Annotated in this window: 14 protein-coding genes; all 14 read left to right on the forward strand. The window is 47.9% G+C overall.

The window, feature by feature from the left end:
• The first annotated feature begins 3 nt into the window (after nt 1-3).
• The 14 genes from rseP (at nt 4) to truB (ending at nt 20556) form a co-directional block, all read left to right on the forward strand.
• Complete coding sequence (rseP, locus tag M654_RS11245) at nt 4-1269, forward strand: RIP metalloprotease RseP (RefSeq protein ID WP_142246124.1); 1266 nt, start codon at nt 4-6, stop codon at nt 1267-1269.
• A 106-nt stretch (nt 1270-1375) separates the two neighbouring features.
• Complete coding sequence (locus M654_RS11250) at nt 1376-3094, forward strand: proline--tRNA ligase (RefSeq protein ID WP_026586999.1); 1719 nt, start codon at nt 1376-1378, stop codon at nt 3092-3094.
• A 62-nt stretch (nt 3095-3156) separates the two neighbouring features.
• Nucleotides 3157-7500 carry a PolC-type DNA polymerase III gene (locus M654_RS11255; protein ID WP_152520963.1) on the forward strand — a complete coding sequence of 1448 codons (4344 nt, stop codon included), beginning with the start codon at nt 3157-3159 and terminating at the stop codon, nt 7498-7500.
• A gap of 734 nt (nt 7501-8234) precedes the next feature.
• Nucleotides 8235-10124 carry a glycoside hydrolase family 9 protein gene (locus M654_RS11260; RefSeq protein WP_236251260.1) on the forward strand — a complete coding sequence of 630 codons (1890 nt, stop codon included), beginning with the start codon at nt 8235-8237 and terminating at the stop codon, nt 10122-10124.
• Nucleotides 10125-10152: 28 nt separating this feature from the next.
• Nucleotides 10153-12267 carry a glycoside hydrolase family 48 protein gene (locus M654_RS11265; RefSeq protein ID WP_026587002.1) on the forward strand — a complete coding sequence of 705 codons (2115 nt, stop codon included), beginning with the start codon at nt 10153-10155 and terminating at the stop codon, nt 12265-12267.
• Nucleotides 12268-12364: 97 nt separating this feature from the next.
• On the forward strand, nt 12365-14047 hold the full coding sequence (locus M654_RS11270) for a cellulase family glycosylhydrolase (RefSeq protein WP_026587003.1): 1683 nt from the start codon (nt 12365-12367) through the stop codon (nt 14045-14047).
• Between the two features lie 464 nt (nt 14048-14511).
• Nucleotides 14512-14985 (forward strand): ribosome maturation factor RimP, encoded by a 474-nt coding sequence (gene rimP, locus M654_RS11275; RefSeq protein WP_026587004.1) that lies wholly within the window; start codon nt 14512-14514, stop codon nt 14983-14985.
• 34 nt (nt 14986-15019) lie between these two features.
• Nucleotides 15020-16138 (forward strand): transcription termination factor NusA, encoded by a 1119-nt coding sequence (gene nusA / locus M654_RS11280; RefSeq protein ID WP_026587005.1) that lies wholly within the window; start codon nt 15020-15022, stop codon nt 16136-16138.
• Between the two features lie 13 nt (nt 16139-16151).
• Nucleotides 16152-16427, forward strand: coding sequence for an RNase P modulator RnpM (gene rnpM, locus M654_RS11285; RefSeq protein WP_026587006.1), 276 nt, complete (start codon nt 16152-16154; stop codon nt 16425-16427).
• Entirely contained in the window at nt 16428-16730 is a 303-nt protein-coding gene (locus M654_RS11290) for a YlxQ family RNA-binding protein (protein WP_026587007.1), read from the forward strand.
• Nucleotides 16731-16749: 19 nt separating this feature from the next.
• Complete coding sequence (infB, locus tag M654_RS11295) at nt 16750-18918, forward strand: translation initiation factor IF-2 (RefSeq protein ID WP_026587008.1); 2169 nt, start codon at nt 16750-16752, stop codon at nt 18916-18918.
• On the forward strand, nt 18915-19193 hold the full coding sequence (locus tag M654_RS11300) for a DUF503 domain-containing protein (RefSeq protein WP_020451433.1): 279 nt from the start codon (nt 18915-18917) through the stop codon (nt 19191-19193). Before infB ends, M654_RS11300 begins: the two co-directional genes overlap by 4 nt.
• Before the next feature lie 18 nt (nt 19194-19211).
• On the forward strand, nt 19212-19559 hold the full coding sequence (rbfA, locus tag M654_RS11305) for a 30S ribosome-binding factor RbfA (protein ID WP_026587009.1): 348 nt from the start codon (nt 19212-19214) through the stop codon (nt 19557-19559).
• Between the two features lie 67 nt (nt 19560-19626).
• Entirely contained in the window at nt 19627-20556 is a 930-nt protein-coding gene (truB, locus tag M654_RS11310; protein ID WP_026587010.1) for a tRNA pseudouridine(55) synthase TruB, read from the forward strand.
• The last annotated feature ends 8 nt before the right edge of the window (nt 20557-20564 follow it).

Below are 20564 nucleotides of genomic sequence, written 5' to 3' on the forward strand. Positions count from 1 at the left end.
GGTATGTTCGTGAATACTGTGATCGCGTTTATTATTATTTTTGGAACGCTCGTTTTTTTCCATGAGCTGGGGCATTTGATCCTTGCTCAAAGAGCCGGAATACTGTGCCGGGAATTTGCCATCGGGTTCGGTCCGAAAATCTTTTCATTCAAGAAAAATGAGACCGTTTATACCATCAGGCTGTTGCCGATCGGCGGCTTTGTCAGAATGGCAGGGGAAGACCCGGAGATGATCGAAGTGAAGCCGGGGTATACGGTTGGGCTTTTGTTTGACAAGGAAAACAAAGTCGAAAAGATCATTATGAACCAAAAAGAAAAATACCCTGATGCATTGGTCATCGAAGTCGAACAGGCTGATCTTGAGCATGAGATGAGAATCACGGGCTTCGAGTACGGCAATGAAGACCATCTCTCTTCTTTTTCAGTCAGTGAAACCTCCTTTTTCATCGTAGACGGTGAAGAAGTGCAGATTGCCCCGTACAACCGCCAGTTTCATTCAAAAACGGTTTGGCAGCGCATCAAAGCGATTGCGGCGGGTCCGATCATGAACTTTATTTTAGCTTATGTCATTCTCGTCGCGCTCGGACTGATTCAAGGTGTGCCGTCAGACGAGCCCGTGCTCGGCAAACTGATTGACAACGGGCGGGCAGTGGAAGCCGGGCTTCATGAAGGCGACCGCATTATGACCATCAACGATGAGAAGATGAAATCATGGACTGATATTGTGAACACGGTCAGAGAAAACCCGGAAAAGGAATTGAAGATCGTTCTCACGCGTGACAATGTCAAACTGACCAAATATGTGACGCCTGAGGCGGTGAAATCGGGAGATGAAACGATCGGCCGCTTCGGCGCCTACAATCCGGTGGAAAAAGGCATATTCACATCGATTTCATACGGTGCGACCGAAACGGTAACCGTTGCGCAAAGTATTTTTACCAACCTCGGCAAGCTTGTGACGGGACAATTTTCGATTGATATGCTGGCCGGTCCTGTCGGCATTTATGATATGACAGATCAAGTGGCGAAGACAGGCGTCATCAATCTGTTGAAGCTGGCTGCATTTTTGAGCATCAACCTCGGGATTGTCAACCTCTTGCCCATCCCTGCTTTGGACGGCGGGAGACTGTTGTTTCTGTTTATTGAAGCGATCCGCGGGAAGCCGATCAACCGCGAAAAAGAAGCGTTTGTCGTGTTTATCGGCGTCGCATTCCTGATGCTTTTGATGCTTGTCGTCACCTGGAACGACATCCAGCGCTTATTCTTATGATCGTCTTTGCCTTTTTAAAGAGCGGCTCCGCTTTTTAAAAGGCTCTTTTAGGGAGCGCCACTCCCACACTTGATAGACCAACTGAATAAAATGAGGTGCGAACGAAATGAGACAGAGCAGGACTCTAATACCTACGCTCAGGGAAGTGCCGGCTGATGCTGATGCGAAAAGCCATCAGCTTCTTCTCAGAGCAGGATTTATCAGACAAAACACGAGCGGTGTATACAGCTATATGCCTCTTGCCAATAAAGTCATTCAAAAGATCCAGGGCATTGTCCGCGAAGAAATGGAAAAAATCAACGCCGTCGAAATGCTGATGCCGGCGCTGCAGCAAGCGGAAACATGGCAGGAATCAGGAAGATGGTATACGTACGGTCCTGAGCTGATGAGGCTGAAAGACCGCCACGGCCGTGAATTTGCCCTTGGTGCCACACATGAAGAAGTGATCACGAGCATCGTGCGGGACGAAGTCAAATCGTACAAACGGCTTCCTTTGACCCTTTACCAAATTCAATCCAAATTCCGCGATGAAAAGCGCCCGCGCTTCGGCTTGCTGAGAGGCCGCGAATTCATCATGAAGGATGCGTATTCGTTCCATTCCTCCGCAGAAAGCCTTGATGAAACATACAAAGACATGTACCAGGCTTATACGAATGTATTTACGCGCTGCGGCTTGAATTTCAGACCGGTCATCGCAGATTCAGGCGCGATGGGCGGAAAGGACACCCACGAATTTATGGCGCTGTCTGACATCGGCGAAGATACGATTGCCTACTCCGATCAGTCCACATACGCAGCGAATATCGAAATGGCTGAAGTGGCGGAAGCCGGTGAGGCGCCAACAGCAGGGATGAAAGAATTGCAGGAAGTCCATACCCCTTCCGTCAAATCGATAGAGGATGTGGCTCAATTCCTGGATGTATCTCCGCAAAACTGCATTAAATCGATTCTTCTCAAAGCGGACGGCCGCTTCGTGCTCGTTTTGACAAGAGGGGATCATGAAGTAAACGAGATTAAAGTGAAAAATCTGCTGAATGCGGAAATCATCGAACTTGCCAGCGCTGAAGAGGTGACAGAGCTCGTTGGCACTGAGCCTGGCTTTGTCGGTCCTGTCGGATTAAACGCCGAAATCGACATCTTCGCTGATTATGCCGTGAAGGCGATGGCAAATGCCGTAGCGGGAGCGAATAAAACCGATTACCATTATCAAAACGTCAATGTCAGCCGTGACGCAGACAATGTGACATACGCCGATCTCCGCTTTATTCAGGAAGGGGATCCGTCGCCTGACGGCAAAGGAACGATTCGTTTTGCCAAAGGGATCGAAGTCGGACAGGTGTTTAAGCTTGGCACCCGCTATTCTGAAGCGATGGATGCGACATACCTTGATGAAAACGGACGAGCCCAGCCGATGCTGATGGGCTGCTACGGAATCGGAATTTCCCGGACCCTTTCAGCCATTGTTGAACAGCACCATGATGACAAAGGCTTGATTTGGCCGTTGAATGTCACTCCGTATGATCTTCACATTCTCGCGCTCAACATGAAAAATGAAGCGCAAGTTCAGCTGGCCGAGAAACTGTATGTGAATCTAAAAGACAAAGGCTATGACGTTTTGCTTGACGACCGTGCGGAACGGGCCGGCGTGAAATTTGCGGACTCCGATTTGATCGGGCTGCCGATTCGCGTTACCGTCGGAAAAAGAGCCGATGAAGGAATCGTGGAAGTGAAAATTCGCAAAACCGGAGAATCCTTTGAAGTCGCTTCCGATGAGCTTTCAGACTTCATCGAAAAGCAAATCAAGAGCTTATCTTCTCAAGCGTAAACATGTTAAACTAGTCTAAAGGAAGGTACCTCGGAAATCCCTCTCCGAGGTACCTTTAGGTTATGATTATTTTTAGGGAGGAATCTGTCTTGGAAGACCAGCTTTCTGTCAACAGAAGACAGTTTCAAATTCTTCTGCAGCAGCTGAATTTAACGGAAGATCCATTCATCCGCCATCTTGAAGGCGGACAAATCATGAAGCTGACCGTTCATAAAAATAAGAAGTCTTGGCATTTTCACTTTAAACTGAAAACGGTACTGCCTTATCAGATCTTCGAACGGTTTCACCGCCAGCTGACGACTGCTTTTTCCCATATCGCACAAGTGACCTGTTCAATTACAGCCGAAGACCAATCCATAGATGAACAGCTGGTCCAAGACTACTGGACGCGCTGCATCCAAGAATTGGACGGCATTTCACCGCCGATTTTAGCACTTTTGAATGAACAGAAGCCGTCGCTTACAGGAAATAAAATATTGCTAAAGACGAAAACAGATACGGAAGCGGCCGCTTTAAAGAAAAAATACGGCTCACTTATCCAATCCAGCTACCGGACGTTCGGCTTTCCGGAGCTTCAGCTTGATACCGAAATTTTCGTGTCAGATCAAGAGATTCAGAAATTCAGAGAGCAAAAGCTCGCTGAAGATCAGGAAAGAGCTCTTCAAGCTTTGATCGAAATGGAGAAGCAGGATAAAGAAGCCGCTGATGATGACGCGCCGCAAGGCCCTCTTCAAATCGGCTACCAAATCAAAGACTCCGAGGAAATCAGAACGCTCGACAGCATTATGGATGAAGAGCGGAGAATCACGGTGCAAGGCTATGTGTTTGATGCGGAAACGAGAGAGCTGAAAAGCGGCAGAACGCTTTGCATTTTCAAAATAACAGATTACACAAACAGCATCCTCGTGAAAATGTTTGCCCGCGAAAAAGAAGATGCCGCCCTGATGAAATCTTTGAAAAAAGGCATGTGGGTAAAAGCGAGGGGAAGCATCCAGAACGATACATTCGTCCGCGACCTGGTGATGATCGCCAATGATGTCAATGAAATCAAAGCGAAAACACGGGAAGATTCAGCACCTGAAGAAGAAAAGCGGGTCGAGCTTCACCTCCATTCACCGATGAGTCAGATGGATGCTGTATCAGGCATTGGCAAGCTTGTCGAACAGGCGAAAAAATGGGGGCATTCCGCCATCGCGCTCACAGACCATGCCGTTGTCCAGTCGTTTCCCGACGCTTACGCTGCAAGCAAAAAGCACGGTGTGAAAATGATTTACGGTCTTGAAGCCAACCTTGTCGATGACGGTGTGCCGATTGCCTACAATCCCGTCCACCGCCTTCTCGAAGAAGAAACATATGTCGTATTCGACGTTGAAACGACGGGGCTTTCGGCTGTCTATGATACGATCATCGAGCTGGCTGCCGTGAAAGTAAAAGGCGGGGAAATCATTGAACGTTTTGAACGGTTCGCGAATCCGCACCGCCCTTTATCAGCGACGATCATTGAGCTGACGGGAATTACCGACGATATGCTCAAAGATGCCCCTGACGTTGAAGAGGTCATCAGGGAATTTAAGGAATGGGCCGGGGATCACACATTAGTCGCCCACAATGCGAGCTTTGATATCGGGTTCATCAATGTCGCCTATAAGCGTCTGCTGCAAACGGATAAAGTGCAAAACCCCGTTATAGACACGCTTGAGCTGGGACGTTTTCTTTATCCGGAGTTCAAAAACCACAGACTGAATACGCTCTGTAAAAAGTTTGACATCGAACTCACACAGCACCACAGGGCGATATACGATACAGAAGCGACGGGCTATCTTCTTGTGAAAATGCTGAAAGACGCGGCTGAAAAAAATATTTTGTATCATGACCAGCTCAATGAAAACATGGGGCAGTCCAACGCTTACCAGCGCTCTAGACCGTATCATGCGACCCTTTTGGCGGTCAATGAGACAGGCCTGAAAAACCTTTTCAAGCTCGTGTCAATGTCGCATATCCATTATTTTTACAGAGTGCCGAGGATCCCCAGATCGCAGCTGGAAAAGTATAGAGAAGGCCTTTTAATCGGTTCGGCGTGCGACAAAGGCGAAGTGTTTGAAGGCATGATGCAAAAATCGCCGGAAGAAGTCGAAGAGATCGCCTCATTCTACGATTATCTGGAAGTGATGCCGCCGGAGGTTTACCGCCATCTCATCCAGCTCGAACTGGTCAGGGATGAAAAGGCGCTGAAAGAAATCATCACAAACATCACAAAGCTCGGCGAAAAACTGGATATCCCTGTTGTGGCGACGGGCAATGTCCATTACCTAAATCCCGAGGATAAGATCTACAGGAAGATCCTGGTTTCTTCACAGGGCGGCGCAAACCCGCTCAACAGACATAAGCTGCCGAATGTGCACTTCCGCTCGACAGATGAAATGCTTGATGCCTTTTCATTTCTGGGCGAGGAAAAAGCGAAAGAAATCGTTGTCGCCAACACCCGGAAGATCAGCGAGCAGATCGAAGAAATCAAACCGATTAAAGATGAGCTGTACACCCCGAAAATCGACGGGGCGGACGAAGAAATCCGCCGCATGAGCTATGAGAAAGCGAGAAGCATTTATGGGGACGACCTTCCCGAAATCGTCGAAGCGCGGATCGAAAAAGAACTGAAAAGCATTATCGGCCATGGCTTCGCCGTCATCTACCTCATTTCTCACAAACTCGTCAAACGCTCTCTGGACGATGGCTATCTCGTCGGTTCCAGGGGATCTGTCGGTTCTTCACTCGTTGCGACATTCACGGAGATTACCGAGGTCAATCCTCTGCCGCCGCACTATGTCTGCCCGGAGTGCCGTCATTCCGAGTTTTTCAACGACGGTTCCGTCGGCTCAGGTTTCGACCTTCCCGACAAAGACTGTCCGAAATGCGGTGCCGCTTATAAAAAAGACGGCCATGATATTCCGTTTGAAACGTTCCTCGGCTTTAAAGGGGACAAGGTTCCGGATATCGATTTGAACTTCTCCGGGGAATACCAGCCGCATGCACATAACTATACGAAAGTATTATTCGGGGAAGATAACGTATACCGTGCGGGAACGATCGGTACGGTAGCAGAAAAAACGGCATACGGGTATGTGAAAGGATATGCAAACGACAACAACTTGCATATGCGCGGCGCGGAAATCGACCGCCTTGTACAGGGCTGTACCGGTGTCAAGCGGACGACAGGTCAGCACCCTGGCGGAATTATCGTTGTTCCCGATTATATGGATATTTATGATTTTTCACCGATCCAGTTCCCGGCTGACGCCACGGACTCGGAGTGGAAGACGACGCACTTTGATTTCCACTCCATCCATGACAACCTGTTGAAGCTCGATATCCTCGGACACGATGATCCGACGGTGATCCGTATGCTTCAGGATTTAAGCGGAATTGATCCGAAGACGATTCCGACCGACGATCCCGAAGTGATGAAAATATTTCAGGGAACCGAATCTTTAGGCGTAACAGAAGAGCAGATCGGCTGTAAGACAGGAACGCTTGGAATTCCTGAGTTCGGTACGCGTTTTGTCAGACAGATGTTAGAAGATACCAAACCGACGACCTTTTCAGAGCTCGTGCAGATTTCCGGTCTTTCCCACGGTACCGATGTCTGGCTCGGCAACGCACAGGAACTGATCCACAACAATATTTGTGAGCTGAGTGAAGTCATCGGCTGCCGTGACGACATTATGGTGTATTTAATCTACCAGGGGCTTGAGCCGTCCCTTGCCTTTAAGATCATGGAATTCGTCCGGAAAGGAAAGGGATTGACACCTGAGTGGGAAGAGGAAATGAAAAATAACAATGTGCCGGACTGGTATATTGATTCCTGCAAAAAAATTAAATACATGTTCCCGAAAGCCCACGCCACGGCGTATGTTTTAATGGCTGTCCGGATCGCCTACTTTAAGGTCCATCATCCTTTGCTTTATTATGCAGCATACTTTACTGTGCGGGCCGATGATTTTGACATTGATACGATGATCAAAGGCTCAACAGCGATCAGAGCCGTCATGGATGACATCAACTCTAAAGGGCTTGACGCTTCTCCGAAAGAGAAGAGTTTATTAACCGTGCTCGAACTGGCGCTTGAAATGTGTGAGAGGGGCTTCTCCTTCCAAAAGGTTGATCTGTACCGCTCGAGCGCATCTGAGTTCATCATCGACGGAAACAGTTTGATTCCACCTTTTAACTCCATCCCGGGATTAGGCACAAACGCCGCCTTGAATATTGTCAAGGCAAGAGGGGAAGGAGAATTTCTGTCAAAAGAAGACTTGCAAAAAAGAGGAAAAGTATCAAAAACGATTATGGAATATTTGGAGCGCCATGGCTGTTTAGAGTCGCTTCCAGACCAAAATCAGCTTTCTTTATTTTAAGGCTCTGTTAAATGCTAAATGTTGATTTTCAATAGAACAAATGGACTTCCGTATCATTGGAAGTCCATTTGTGTTTTGAGCTTCTTCAACTATCGTTTATACGACCTCCCTAACAAGGTGTTTTTCATTTTAAATCCCTCGTTAATTTTTAGCTCAATGAATGTCCTAACGGATGATAGCTCCCTTCACTCCATTAAGGACAGAAGGATACTACTGGTACGTCATTTCAAAGTGATGATAGCGGTCATTCATAGGGATCTGATTTCTTTGGTGGCGGTACGGCCTATTTTCGGCCAGTCTTTTTTTAGTGAAGATAAACTGGGTGACTGCCGCAATTGCATAACGGGCTGCCAGATCCATTGACAATAATTATACAGTGATGTTAATATTTTCAAAACACTGCCGGATTGACGAATGAGGGCAACCAGCCCCCTCAACTTAGTTTATTTAGTCAACAAACGAAGTTAACTTTCCAAAAGATTGACCTTGTAAAATATGACTATCAATCTAGTAAACAGTGATTCTTTCCTCGGAAAATTTTAATTCACATTCGACGCTTACCGAAAGACACCGTATGTTTTCACTAAAAGGAGGTGAGTGTGATGTAAACAGCGGACTATTTCTGATCCAAAGGAAAATGAAAATGAGGAGGAAGGAGTCAGTTGCGACAGAAAGCTTCTTTAAAAATGAAAGCGTTTTTATGTGTTTTAATGCTGGGGTTTGGCATCATCTTCATGCCGGCTGCCGACAAGACGGGTATGACATATGCGACAGAGACTCGGCAAAATTATGCGGAATTGCTGCAAAAATCGATTCTTTTCTATGAGGCGCAGCGCTCTGGAAAGCTTCCGGAAAACAGTCGGCTCAATTGGAGGGGAGACTCAGCTCTCAAGGATGGAAAAGATGTCGACCGCGATTTGACAGGAGGATGGTATGACGCCGGGGACCATGTGAAGTTCGGCCTGCCAATGGCTTATTCTGCAGCAGTCCTGTCCTGGTCCGTCTATGAGTTTCGCGATGCCTATGAAGAGGCCGGACAGCTTGAAGCGGTATTAGACAACATTAAATGGGCGACGGACTACTTTATTAAAGCGCATACAGCACCTAACGAATTTTGGGGCCAGGTCGGCAATGGAGCCCTTGACCACGCCTGGTGGGGCCCGGCAGAAGCGATGCCGATGGAGCGCCCGGCCTATAAGATTGATGCGAGCTGCCCTGGTTCAGATCTGGCCGGCGGCACGGCAGCAGCTCTTGCTTCTGCATCGATCATCTTCAAGCCGACAGACCCTTCTTATTCCAATCAACTCTTAACCCATGCCAAGCAGCTCTATGATTTTGCCGACCGCTACCGCGGCAAATATTCAGACTGCATTACAGACGCCCGGCAATACTACAATTCCTGGAGCGGATATGAAGACGAACTGACATGGGGAGCCGTATGGCTTTATTTGGCGACTGATGACCCAACATATTTGGATAAAGCGCTTGTTTCGGTTTCTGACTGGGGAGATCCCGCAAACTGGCCATACCGCTGGACGCTTTCCTGGGATGACGTCTCATACGGGGCACAGCTGTTATTGGCTCGTCTGACAAACGATTCGCGCTTTACCCAATCTGTCGAACGGAATCTAGATTACTGGTCGACAGGATACAGGAATGAGCGCATCACGTATACCCCGGGAGGACTCGCCTGGCTTGAGCAGTGGGGGGCGCTCCGATATGCTTCAAACGCCGCTTTTCTTGCATTTGTTTATTCCGATTGGGTAAAAGATGCGGAAAAAGCTAACCGATACCGGGATTTTGCCATTCGGCAAATCAAATATATGCTCGGTGACAACCCTCATAACCGCAGCTTTGTCGTCGGATACGGAGCCAATCCGCCAAAGCATCCGCATCACCGTACCGCCCACGGTTCATGGGCTGATCAAATGCATGTGCCTGACCATCATCGCCATACGCTTTACGGTGCATTGGTCGGCGGACCGGGAAGGGATGATTCGTACAAGGATGAAATCGATGACTATGTGTCAAACGAAGTAGCGATCGATTATAATGCTGCATTTACCGGCAATATCGCCAAAATGTTTCAGCTGTATGGAGCGGGACAATCGCCGCTGCCTCATTTTCCGGAAAAAGAAACCCCTGATGACGAATTTTTTGTAGAGGCCTCCATCAACAGTTCAGGAAACAATTATACAGAAATCCGGGCGCAGCTCAATAACCGGTCGGGATGGCCGGCAAGGAAAAACGATCAATTGTCTTTCCGTTACTATGTTGATCTGTCTGAGGCGGTGAAAGCCGGATATTCCGCGGAAGATATCAAGGTCACGATCGGGGGATACAACGAAGGTGCGTCTGTGTCTCAGCTCAAGCCTGATCAGAGCGGAAGTCATGTTTACTTTACGGAGGTCAGCTTCAGTGGGGTGATGATTTATCCGGGCGGTCAATCGGCCCATAAAAAAGAAGTTCAGTTCCGTATTTCGGCGCCTGGAGGGACTTCTTTCTGGAATCCGGAAAATGACCACTCATATCAAGGGTTGTCACACACGCTAGTGAAAACCCGATATATGCCTGTTTATGATGAAGGACGGCTTGTTTTCGGAAAAGAACCTGAAGGATTGTGATTCCTTGACTTCAAAAGGAGGACGTATCATGGACAATCAAACTCGTTTTATGCAACTGTATGAGCAAATCAAAAATCCGCAAAACGGTTATTTCTCACCTGAAGGCATTCCTTATCACTCCGTAGAAACGCTCATATGTGAAGCGCCTGACTACGGCCACATGACGACATCTGAAGCATACAGCTATTGGATCTGGCTTGAAGCGATGTATGGGCGCTATACGCAAGATTGGTCAAGACTTGAAGCCGCTTGGGATAACATGGAGAAATATATCATTCCGGTGAATGAAGGCGATGGAAAAGAAGAACAGCCGACGATGAGCTACTATAACCCCTCAAGCCCTGCCACATATGCCGCTGAACATGCCTACCCGGACCGTTACCCTTCACAGCTGACCGGACAATATCCTGCCGGAAACGATCCGCTTGACGGAGAGCTCAGATCCACTTATGGAAGCAATGAAACGTATTTAATGCACTGGCTGCTGGATGTTGATAACTGGTATGGCTTCGGAAACCTGTTGAATCCTGCGCATACCGCCGCATATGTCAACACGTACCAGCGCGGTGAACAGGAGTCGGTATGGGAAACGGTTCCGCATCCGTCTCAGGATGATCAGACATTCGGGAAACCGAATGAAGGCTTTATGAGCCTGTTTACAAAAGAAAATCAGGCGCCTGCACCGCAATGGCGCTATACGAATGCGACAGACGCCGATGCCCGCGCCATTCAGGCGATGTACTGGGCAAAAGAGTGGGGCTACAGCAATACAACGTATTTAAATAAAGCCAAGAAGATGGGGGATTTTCTCCGCTATGGCATGTATGATAAATACTTTCAAGAGATTGGAAGCGCCGCTGACGGATCGCCTTCCCGCGGTTCCGGAAAAAATGCCTGTCATTTTTTAATGGCTTGGTACACCGCTTGGGGCGGCGGATTAGGTCAGTATGCCAACTGGGCATGGCGGATCGGTGCGAGCCATATCCATCAAGGCTATCAAAATCCCGTTGCCTCTTACGCTTTATCCACATCTGAAGGGGGCCTGATTCCAAATTCCCCTTCAGCACGAAGCGATTGGGAAACCACACTGGAAAGGCAGCTTGAATTTTACACATGGCTGCTGTCTTCAGAAGGAGCAATTGCCGGAGGCGCCACAAACAGCTGGAACGGCGATTACAGCGCATATCCGCAAAATGTCAGCACATTTTACGGCATGGCTTACACGGAAGCGCCCGTCTATCATGATCCGCCTTCAAACAATTGGTTCGGCATGCAAGTCTGGCCGATGGAAAGGGTGGCGGAACTGTATGATATTTTTGCGCAGAAAGGTGAAACATCATCAGAACAGTTCAAAATGGCAAAGAAAGTCATTGAAAAATGGGTCGCTTATTCATTGGATTATGTGTTTGTGAACGAACGGCCGCTTTCGGATGAAGAAGGCTATTTTTTAAATGAAGCGGGGGAACGCGTACTCGGCGGTCAAAACCCGCAAATCGCCACACAATCGGATCCGGGGGAATTTTGGATTCCTTCGAACCTTGAATGGAGCGGTCAGCCTGATCCATGGCAAGGGTTTCATTCATTTACCGGAAATCCGAATTTGCATGTCACGACAAAGAACCCGTCACAAGATGTCGGCGTTCTCGGCAGCTATATCAAGACGCTTGTCTTTTTTGCCGCCGGAACAAAAGCGGAAACCGGCAGCTTCACAGCTCTTGGAAACCGGGCGAAAAACATGGCAAAAGAACTGCTTGATGCGGCATGGAACAAAAACGACGGAATTGGAATCGCTGCAGAAGAAGAACACGAAGACTATATCCGCTATTTCACGAAAGAAATCTACTTTCCAAACGGGTGGAGCGGCAGATACGGACAGGGCAACACCATTCCGGGCCCGAATACGGTGCCGTCCGATCCGGCAAAAGGCGGAAACGGCGTCTATATCAGTCATACCGATCTTCGCCCGAACATTAAAAACGATGTGATGTGGCCTTATTTGGAAAATAAATATCAAGACTCCTGGAACCCGAATACGGGCAAATGGGAAAACGGTCTGCCGACTTTTGTGTATCATCGCTTTTGGTCTCAAGTCGACATGGCGACAGCTTATGCCGAGTATGACCGTTTAATCGGCAATGCTTAAACATCCTGCTTGATTTTAAAGGCGGCCTTTCAGGCAAAACACCTGTACCCGGCCGCCTGTATATGTTGAATAATGAAATGAAAAGGAGATTACAAGATTGAAAGCAAAAGGCTTATGCGTCAAATCGATCATTCTGTTCTGCCTGCTCATTGGATCAGCATTTTCAGCTTCAATTCCGCGAGCTTTAGGAACAGAAGGACAGCCAAAGACAAAAGAGCAGAGCAGTGTCCGGCCGAAACAGCTTTTGGAAAAAATGAGCCCCGGATGGAACTTGGGCAATACGCTTGATGCGATCCCGACGGAGGGCTCCTGGAACAATCCGCCGGTCGAGGAGCACACATTTGATGATATTCGCGACGCGGGTTTTAAAAGCGTCCGCATTCCTGTAACTTGGGACTCGCACATCGGAAGCGCTCCCGGATATAAGATTGACTCCGGGTGGATGAATCGTGTCGAAAAAGTGACGGACTGGGCTTTGGAAAGAGACTTTTATGTGGTGTTGAATATTCACCATGATTCCTGGCTTTGGATTAACCGCATGGGAGAAAGCCAGCAGGAGACATTAGACAAATTGGGGAAAGTGTGGACGCAGATTGCCGAGCGCTTCAAGAACAAAAACGAACGCCTGCTGTTTGAAATCGTCAATGAACCGACGGGGATGGACGCTGATCAATTGAACCTGCTGAACAGGGAAATGCTCAGCAAAATCCGCATGACCGGCGGGCATAATGATCATCGGCTTGTGATCATCGGCGGGCTTGAAGATAACAAGGATGAATTGCTCAATTCATTCGAACTGCCTGATGACGACCGGATCGTCCTCACCTATCACTACTATTCGCCATGGGACTATGTGTCAAATTGGTGGGGGCGGACGACCTGGGGATCGGCACAGGAGATCGCAGAGATGGAGCGGGACATCAGGCCCGTTTATGACAAATTTGTCAGCAAAGGGTACCCGGTCATCATTGGTGAATACGGTACTTTGGGCGCCAATGAGAAACATTCAAAGTGGCAGTACCATGATACACTTGTCCGTCTCGCCCGCAAATACGATATGATTCCGATGTGGTGGGATAACGGGAATGACCAGTTTGACCGGTTCGCAAGGCAGTGGCGTGATCCGGTCGTAAAGGATATTGTCGTTCAGGCTGGAAAGGGCGTCTCCAATGCGATCATCAAACCGGCAGATCTTTTTCTAAAAAAGGGAGAGACTATCACCGATCAAAAGGTGGACATTCAGCTGGCCGGTAATACGCTGACCGGAATCTACCGGCAAACTGAAGAGCTTCAAGAAGGATACGACTATACGGTTGATGATGACGGAAAAACGGTCGTGATCAATGCATCCTGGCTGAAAAAGCTGATCTCAGAATCAGGACAGCCGGGGATGAAAGCACAGCTCACTTTTGCGTTTCATAAAGGCTCAGATCAGGTCTTGGATGTCATTGTTTATGATCAGCCAAAACTTGAAAAAAACGAATTTACCGTCAGCAAGTCGGCCATCACCGGCGATCTCAAAATCCCCGCGTCATTAAACGGAACGAAGCTGGCTACTGTGAAAGGAACCGTCGATTCCACCGGCAGACCCGTCCTGGAAGAAGTCTGGTCATGGACACCGTACATGAACCATGACGAAGATTTTTATGAAAAAAACGGGGATCTGTATTTGCGTGAGCGTGTTTTGCACTATTTGAAAAGCGATTCCACCTTCACATTTGAAATGTGGCCAAAAGGTGTCGATGTGGATGTGAAGGTGAAGGTGAAAGTTACAGAGTGAAGCAAAAAACGGTGGAACATTTCCCGAACGCCGCTGATTACATCCTTTTTTGTTTGCGGGGAGAATACGGATGTAGAATCAGTCAATGCGAAAATGATGGCTGCAGAACATGTCTTGACCTGATCTAATAAGAGGGAAATGACAGAGGCAGCCAGTTTCCAAACTGCCTCCGTCATTTCCGAGCATGCCAAACGGATCAATGAAAAATCGGCCGCGCTCCATCAAAACCGCGCGGGCACTAGTCTAAACTGAACACTGTCATGATTTGCAATAAAAATATGGTTATGGTATAGTTTTATTGGAAATGCTAACGATAGCCGAGGCGAAGAGTGGGGAAACCCGCTCTTTTGTATTGAACAGGCAATTTTGTCTCGACATGTTCATCGTCTTTTCTGATCCCTGCTCATGAAGCAGGGTTTTTACGAGAGAGCTGATGAATTGGAGCCTGCACAAGGAGGAAAAGAATGAGTAACAAAGTGATCGATATCGCCAGCGAAATGGTCCAGCCTATATTAGACAATCTTCAGCTTGAACTCGTTGACATCGAATTTGTCAAGGAAGGTCAAAACTGGTTCCTTCGCGTGTTTATTGATTCTGATGACGGCGTTGACATCGAAGAGTGTGCCAAGGTTAGCGAAGCTCTTAGCGAAAAGCTTGACGAGGCTGATCCTATCAAGCAAAATTACTTCCTCGAAGTATCATCTCCCGGAGCTGAACGGCCCTTGAAGAAAGAAGCCGATTTCATGAAAGCGCTCGGAAAAAACGTATATATTAAAACGTACGAACCTATTGAAGGAAATAAAGAGTTTGAAGGCAAGCTTTCTGCATTTGACGGTGAAATCGCGGAAATTACAGTCACAATCAAAACGCGGCAAAAAAGAATCAACATTCCATATGAAAAGATAGCCAAAGCAAGGCTGGCTGTTTCGTTCAATTAATTATTTTTGACTGTTTAAGGGGGAAACCATAAACATGAGTAGTGAGTTGTTAGATGCCCTGACCGTTCTTGAAAAAGAAAAGGGAATCAGTAAGGACATTATTATTGAAGCTATTGAGGCTGCGCTCATTTCCGCTTATAAGCGGAACTTTAACCAGGCGCAGAACGTCAGGGTAGATTTGAATCGCGACACCGGTTCAATCCGCGTTTTCGCCCGCAAAGACGTCGTGGATGAAGTCTATGATCCGCGGCTGGAAATCTCGATTGAAGACGCGAGGAACATCAACCCGAACTATATTGTCGGAGATGTCGTGGAAATTGAAGTGACGCCGAAAGATTTCGGCCGCATCGCTGCCCAGACGGCGAAGCAGGTTGTCACTCAGCGCGTCCGTGAAGCGGAGCGCGGCGTCATCTATTCTGAATTCATCGACCGCGAAGAAGATATCATGACAGGTATCGTCCAGCGAATCGACAACAAGTTTATCTATGTTTCTTTAGGAAAAATCGAGGCGCTTCTGCCGGTTTCAGAACAGATGCCGAACGAAGTCTACAAGCCTCATGATCGGATCAAAGTGTTCATTACAAAAGTCGAAAAAACGACGAAGGGTCCGCAGATTTACGTTTCAAGAACTCATCCAGGCTTATTAAAAAGGCTCTTTGAAATCGAGGTCCCTGAAATTTACGATGGAACAGTCGAGCTTAAATCTGTGGCGAGGGAAGCGGGGGACCGCTCCAAAATTTCCGTCCGGACGGATGATCCGGATATCGATCCGGTCGGTGCCTGCGTCGGTCCGAAGGGGCAGCGCGTTCAGGCGATCGTCAATGAACTGAAGGGCGAGAAAATCGACATTGTCCACTGGTCAAACGATCCGGTTGAATTTGTCGCCAATGCATTGAGCCCTTCTAAAGTGCTTGATGTCATCGTCAATGAAGAAGATAAGGCAACAACCGTGGTCGTTCCAGACTACCAGCTGTCGCTTGCCATCGGCAAAAGAGGGCAAAACGCCCGCCTGGCGGCAAAATTGACAAGCTGGAAAATCGACATTAAAAGCGAAACAGATGCAAGAGAGCTTGGCATTTATCCAAGAGAGCTTGAGGAAGAGGAGCCTGAAGAGCTTTTCTTGGAAAGCGAAACTCCGGAATCGGATGAATAAGAGGTGACCTTTGGTGAACAGCCGAAAAAAGATCCCGCTTAGAAAATGCGTCGTGACAGGGGAAATGAAGCCGAAAAAGGAGCTCATCCGCGTCGTCCGTTCGAAGGAAGGGGAAGTTTCCGTAGACCCGACCGGCAAAAAGAACGGCCGGGGAGCTTACCTTACGCTTGATAAAGACGTCATCTTAACTGCAAAAAAGAAAAACAGCTTAGCAAATCAGCTTCAAGCACAAATTGATGATCAGATTTTTGATGAATTGCTGGAACTGGCGGAAAAGGAGAACAGATAAATGTCGGAATCGGAGTGGTTTTCCTTGCTGGGTCTGGCGAATCGAGCTCGAAAAGTCGTGTCCGGAGAAGACCTGGTTATAAAAGAAATCAGGCATTCACGCGCAAAGCTTGTTTTGCTTGCAGACGACGCTGCAGCTAACACGGAGAAAAAGGTAACCGACAAATGCAGGCACTACGGCGTACCGGTCAGAACAGTCAGCGACCGGACGCTTTTGGGCCGCGCAATCGGCAAAGAATCCCGTGTGGTTGTCGCCGTAACTGATCAAGGTTTTGCGAATACGTTGCTCCGAAAGCTCGATTAATCTTTTTGGGGGTGAACGAATGGCTAAAATGAGAGTTTATGAATATGCGAAAGCCATCAATGTTTCAAGTAAGGATATTATCGCGGCATTGAAAGATATGAATATCGAAGTCAATAACCATATGGCGATGATTGAAGAAAATGCAATCAGACAGCTTGACCAAAAATTCAAAAAAGGCGGTCAGTCCGGCGGAAGCAAGCAGGGCGCAAGCAAAAAGAACGCCGATCAAAGCGGCCAAAAAAAGCCGCAGCAAGAAGCCGCAAAACAGAATGCCGGAAATAAGCCAAACAAAAATCGAGACGGAAAGAAGAATAACGTGCAGAATACTCAATTTAACAATAAAAACAAAAAGAAAAACAACAACAACAAAAAGAACAAGCGCAACAACAAACATCAAGCTCCGCAGGAAAAACAATTCAAGCCGAAAAAAGAGCTGCCGGAAAAAATTGAATTTACAAATTCAATGACGGTCGGCGCACTTGCCGAAGAGCTCGGAAAAGAGCCGTCAGAAATCATTAAGAAGCTGATGCTGCTCGGCACCATGGCGACGATCAACCAGGATCTTGACAAAGACACGGTTGAACTGATCGCTGCGGAGTACGGCGTCGAAGTCGAAGAAGTCATCGTCCACGAAGAAACCGAATTTGAAAAGTACGAAGAACCGGACAACGAAGAAGATCTCGAAATCCGTCCGCCGGTTGTCACGATCATGGGCCACGTCGACCACGGAAAAACAACGCTTCTTGACAGCATCAGAAAAACGAAAGTCGTCGAAGGCGAAGCCGGAGGCATCACACAGCATATCGGCGCTTATCAAATTGAGGAAAACGGCAAGAAAATCACCTTCCTTGATACACCTGGGCATGCTGCATTCACAACGATGCGCGCGCGCGGAGCGGAAGTAACGGATATCACGATTCTCGTCGTCGCCGCAGATGACGGTGTGATGCCTCAGACGGTTGAAGCCATCAACCATGCCAAAGCGGCTGAGGTGCCGATTATCGTCGCCGTCAACAAAATCGACAAACCAACGTCAAATCCGGACCGCGTTATGCAAGAGCTGACAGAGCACGGCCTTGTTCCTGAAGCATGGGGAGGCGAGACGATTTTCGTTCCGCTTTCAGCGCTTTCAGGTGAAGGGATCGACGAACTCATCGAGATGATTCTCTTAGTCAGCGAAGTCGAAGAGCTCAAGGCAAATCCGAACCGCAGAGCAAAAGGAACGGTCATCGAAGCCGAGCTTGACAAAGGAAAAGGATCTGTTGCGACACTGCTCGTTCAAAACGGAACGCTTCACGTCGGCGATCCGATCGTTGTCGGAAACACATTTGGCCGCGTGCGCGCGATGGTCAACGATATCGGCAGACGCGTCAAATCAGCCGGCCCGTCAACGCCTGTAGAAATCACAGGCTTGAATGAAGTTCCGAATGCAGGGGATCAGTTCCTTGTCTTCAAAGATGAAAAAACAGCCCGTTCTGTCGGTGAAGCCCGCGCGACAAAACAGCTTGAAGAACAGCGCAGCGATAAAGCGAAGCTCAGCCTTGACGATTTATTTGAACAGATTAAACAAGGCGATGTCAAAGAGATCAACCTCGTCGTCAAAGCTGATGTTCAAGGGTCTGTTGAAGCGCTCGCCGCCGCTCTGCAAAAAATCGAAGTCGAAGGCGTCAGAGTGAAAATCATTCACACAGGTGTCGGTGCGATTACCGAATCAGACATTATTTTAGCTTCGGCCTCAAACGCGATTGTCATCGGGTTTAATGTCCGACCTGACGGAAATGCTAAGAGTACAGCCGAAGTCGAAAATGTGGATATCCGTCTTCACCGCATCATATATAAAGTGATCGACGAAATCGAAGCAGCCATGAAAGGGATGCTTGACCCTGAATACGAAGAAAAAGTGATCGGAATGGTTGAAGTCCGTCAAACATTCAAAGTCTCCAAAATCGGAACGATTGCCGGAGGCTATGTGACGGAAGGAACGATCACGCGGGACAGCGGAATCCGCTTAATCCGCGACGGCGTCGTCATCTTTGAAGGGGAAGTGGATGTTCTTAAACGCTTTAAAGATGATGTAAAAGAGGTTTCACAAGGGTATGAATGTGGTATCACCATTAAGAAATACAACGACATACGCGAAGGCGATATGATCGAAGCGTATGTCATGCAAGAAATTGAAAGAAAGTGATCGGGTTCGTTGAATGCGAATGCATCATTTACGATGCATCGTCACTCAAGGAAAAACGGGCGGTGCTGAAGCGGGTGATCACAAGAATCCGGGCGAAATTTAACGTTTCTGTCTCAGAAATCGACTACCAGGATACTTGGCAGCGCACGAGCTTCGGCATTGCCGCCGTTTCTTCCTCTCGCGTGCAAACGGAAAAAGAGCTGCAGCGCGTTCTTAGCTTTATCGACTCTTTTCCGGAAATCGAACGGACGATCACGAGAACAGAGTGGTTTTAACATAGAGGTGGTATAGTCATGACGATGAGAGCTACCCGTGTGGGTGAGCAGATGAAAAAAGAACTAGGTGACATTATCGGAAGAAAGCTGAAGGATCCGCGAATCGGATTCTTAACAGTGACCGATGTCAGAGTTTCAGGTGATCTGCAAATCGCCAAAGTGTATATTTCCGTTCTTGGAGATGAAAAGAAGAGGGAAGAGACGCTGAAAGGCTTGGCAAAAGCGAAGGGCTTCATTCGTTCCGAACTTGGAAACCGAATCAGGCTTCGCAAAACACCTGAAATCCAGTTTGAATTCGATGAATCCATCGATTACGGAAACCGTATCGAAACATTGATTCACGAGCTCAATTCAAATAAAGAATAAAAGCTATCCAGGATAGGCGGACTTACCGTCTGTCCTTTTTAGCTGACATAAGAAAGGGGGAAAAGGCGTGTATAACGGAGTCCTGCTTTTACATAAACCGGTCGGCATGACATCCCATGACTGTGTCATGAAGATCCGCAAGCTGCTCAAAACAAAAAAAGTCGGACACACAGGGACGCTTGATCCTGAAGTGTCAGGCGTACTCCCAATTTGTGTCGGAAGGGCGACCAAAATCGTCGAGTATCTGACCGAAAAATCAAAAACATATGATGCTGAAATAACGCTCGGCTTTTCAACGACGACAGAAGATCAGACGGGGGAAATCGTAGAAAAGCGGCCAGTCAGCACCCCGCCTGATGAAGAAGCCGTGAGGAGCGTTCTTCAAAGCCTTGAAGGAACGATCGAACAAGTTCCGCCTATGTACTCCGCAGTCAAAGTAGGCGGCAAAAAGCTGTATGAATACGCAAGGGCGGGAATCGAGGTGGAAAGGCCGAAGCGGACGATCACCATTCACCGTATCGAGCTGACTTCTGACATCCGCTCTGATGATGATACGGTCAGCTTCAGGTTTCGTGTGACTTGTTCAAAGGGCACATACGTCAGGACATTGGCGGTTGCGATAGGGGAAAAGCTCGGATTCCCCGCCCATATGTCCCATTTAATCAGAACGGCGTCTGGATCATTCTCCCTTGATGAATGTCTGAGCTTTGAGCAGCTGAATGAACATATGGAAAACGGCACATTGTCTGAACAGCTCGTTACAATTGAGCGTGCGCTTGATCATTTGCCGAAATGGATAATTAGTGATACATTAGCTAAGAAAGTGGAAAATGGAGCATTGCTTGAAACACCTGAGCGTTTTTCTGAAATGGATGCAGACGCCCGTCTTGCCGTTTTTACAGAAGAAGGCCGGTGTACAGCCATCTATTATCCGCATCCGACAAAACCCGGCTTGTTGAAGCCGGCAAAAGTACTCGTGCAAAAAAGCGAACAATAAGAAAAGGT

It is taken from the genome of Bacillus sp. NSP9.1 (genome assembly GCF_000465465.2).
GTDB lineage: Bacteria > Bacillota > Bacilli > Bacillales > Bacillaceae > Bacillus > Bacillus sonorensis_A.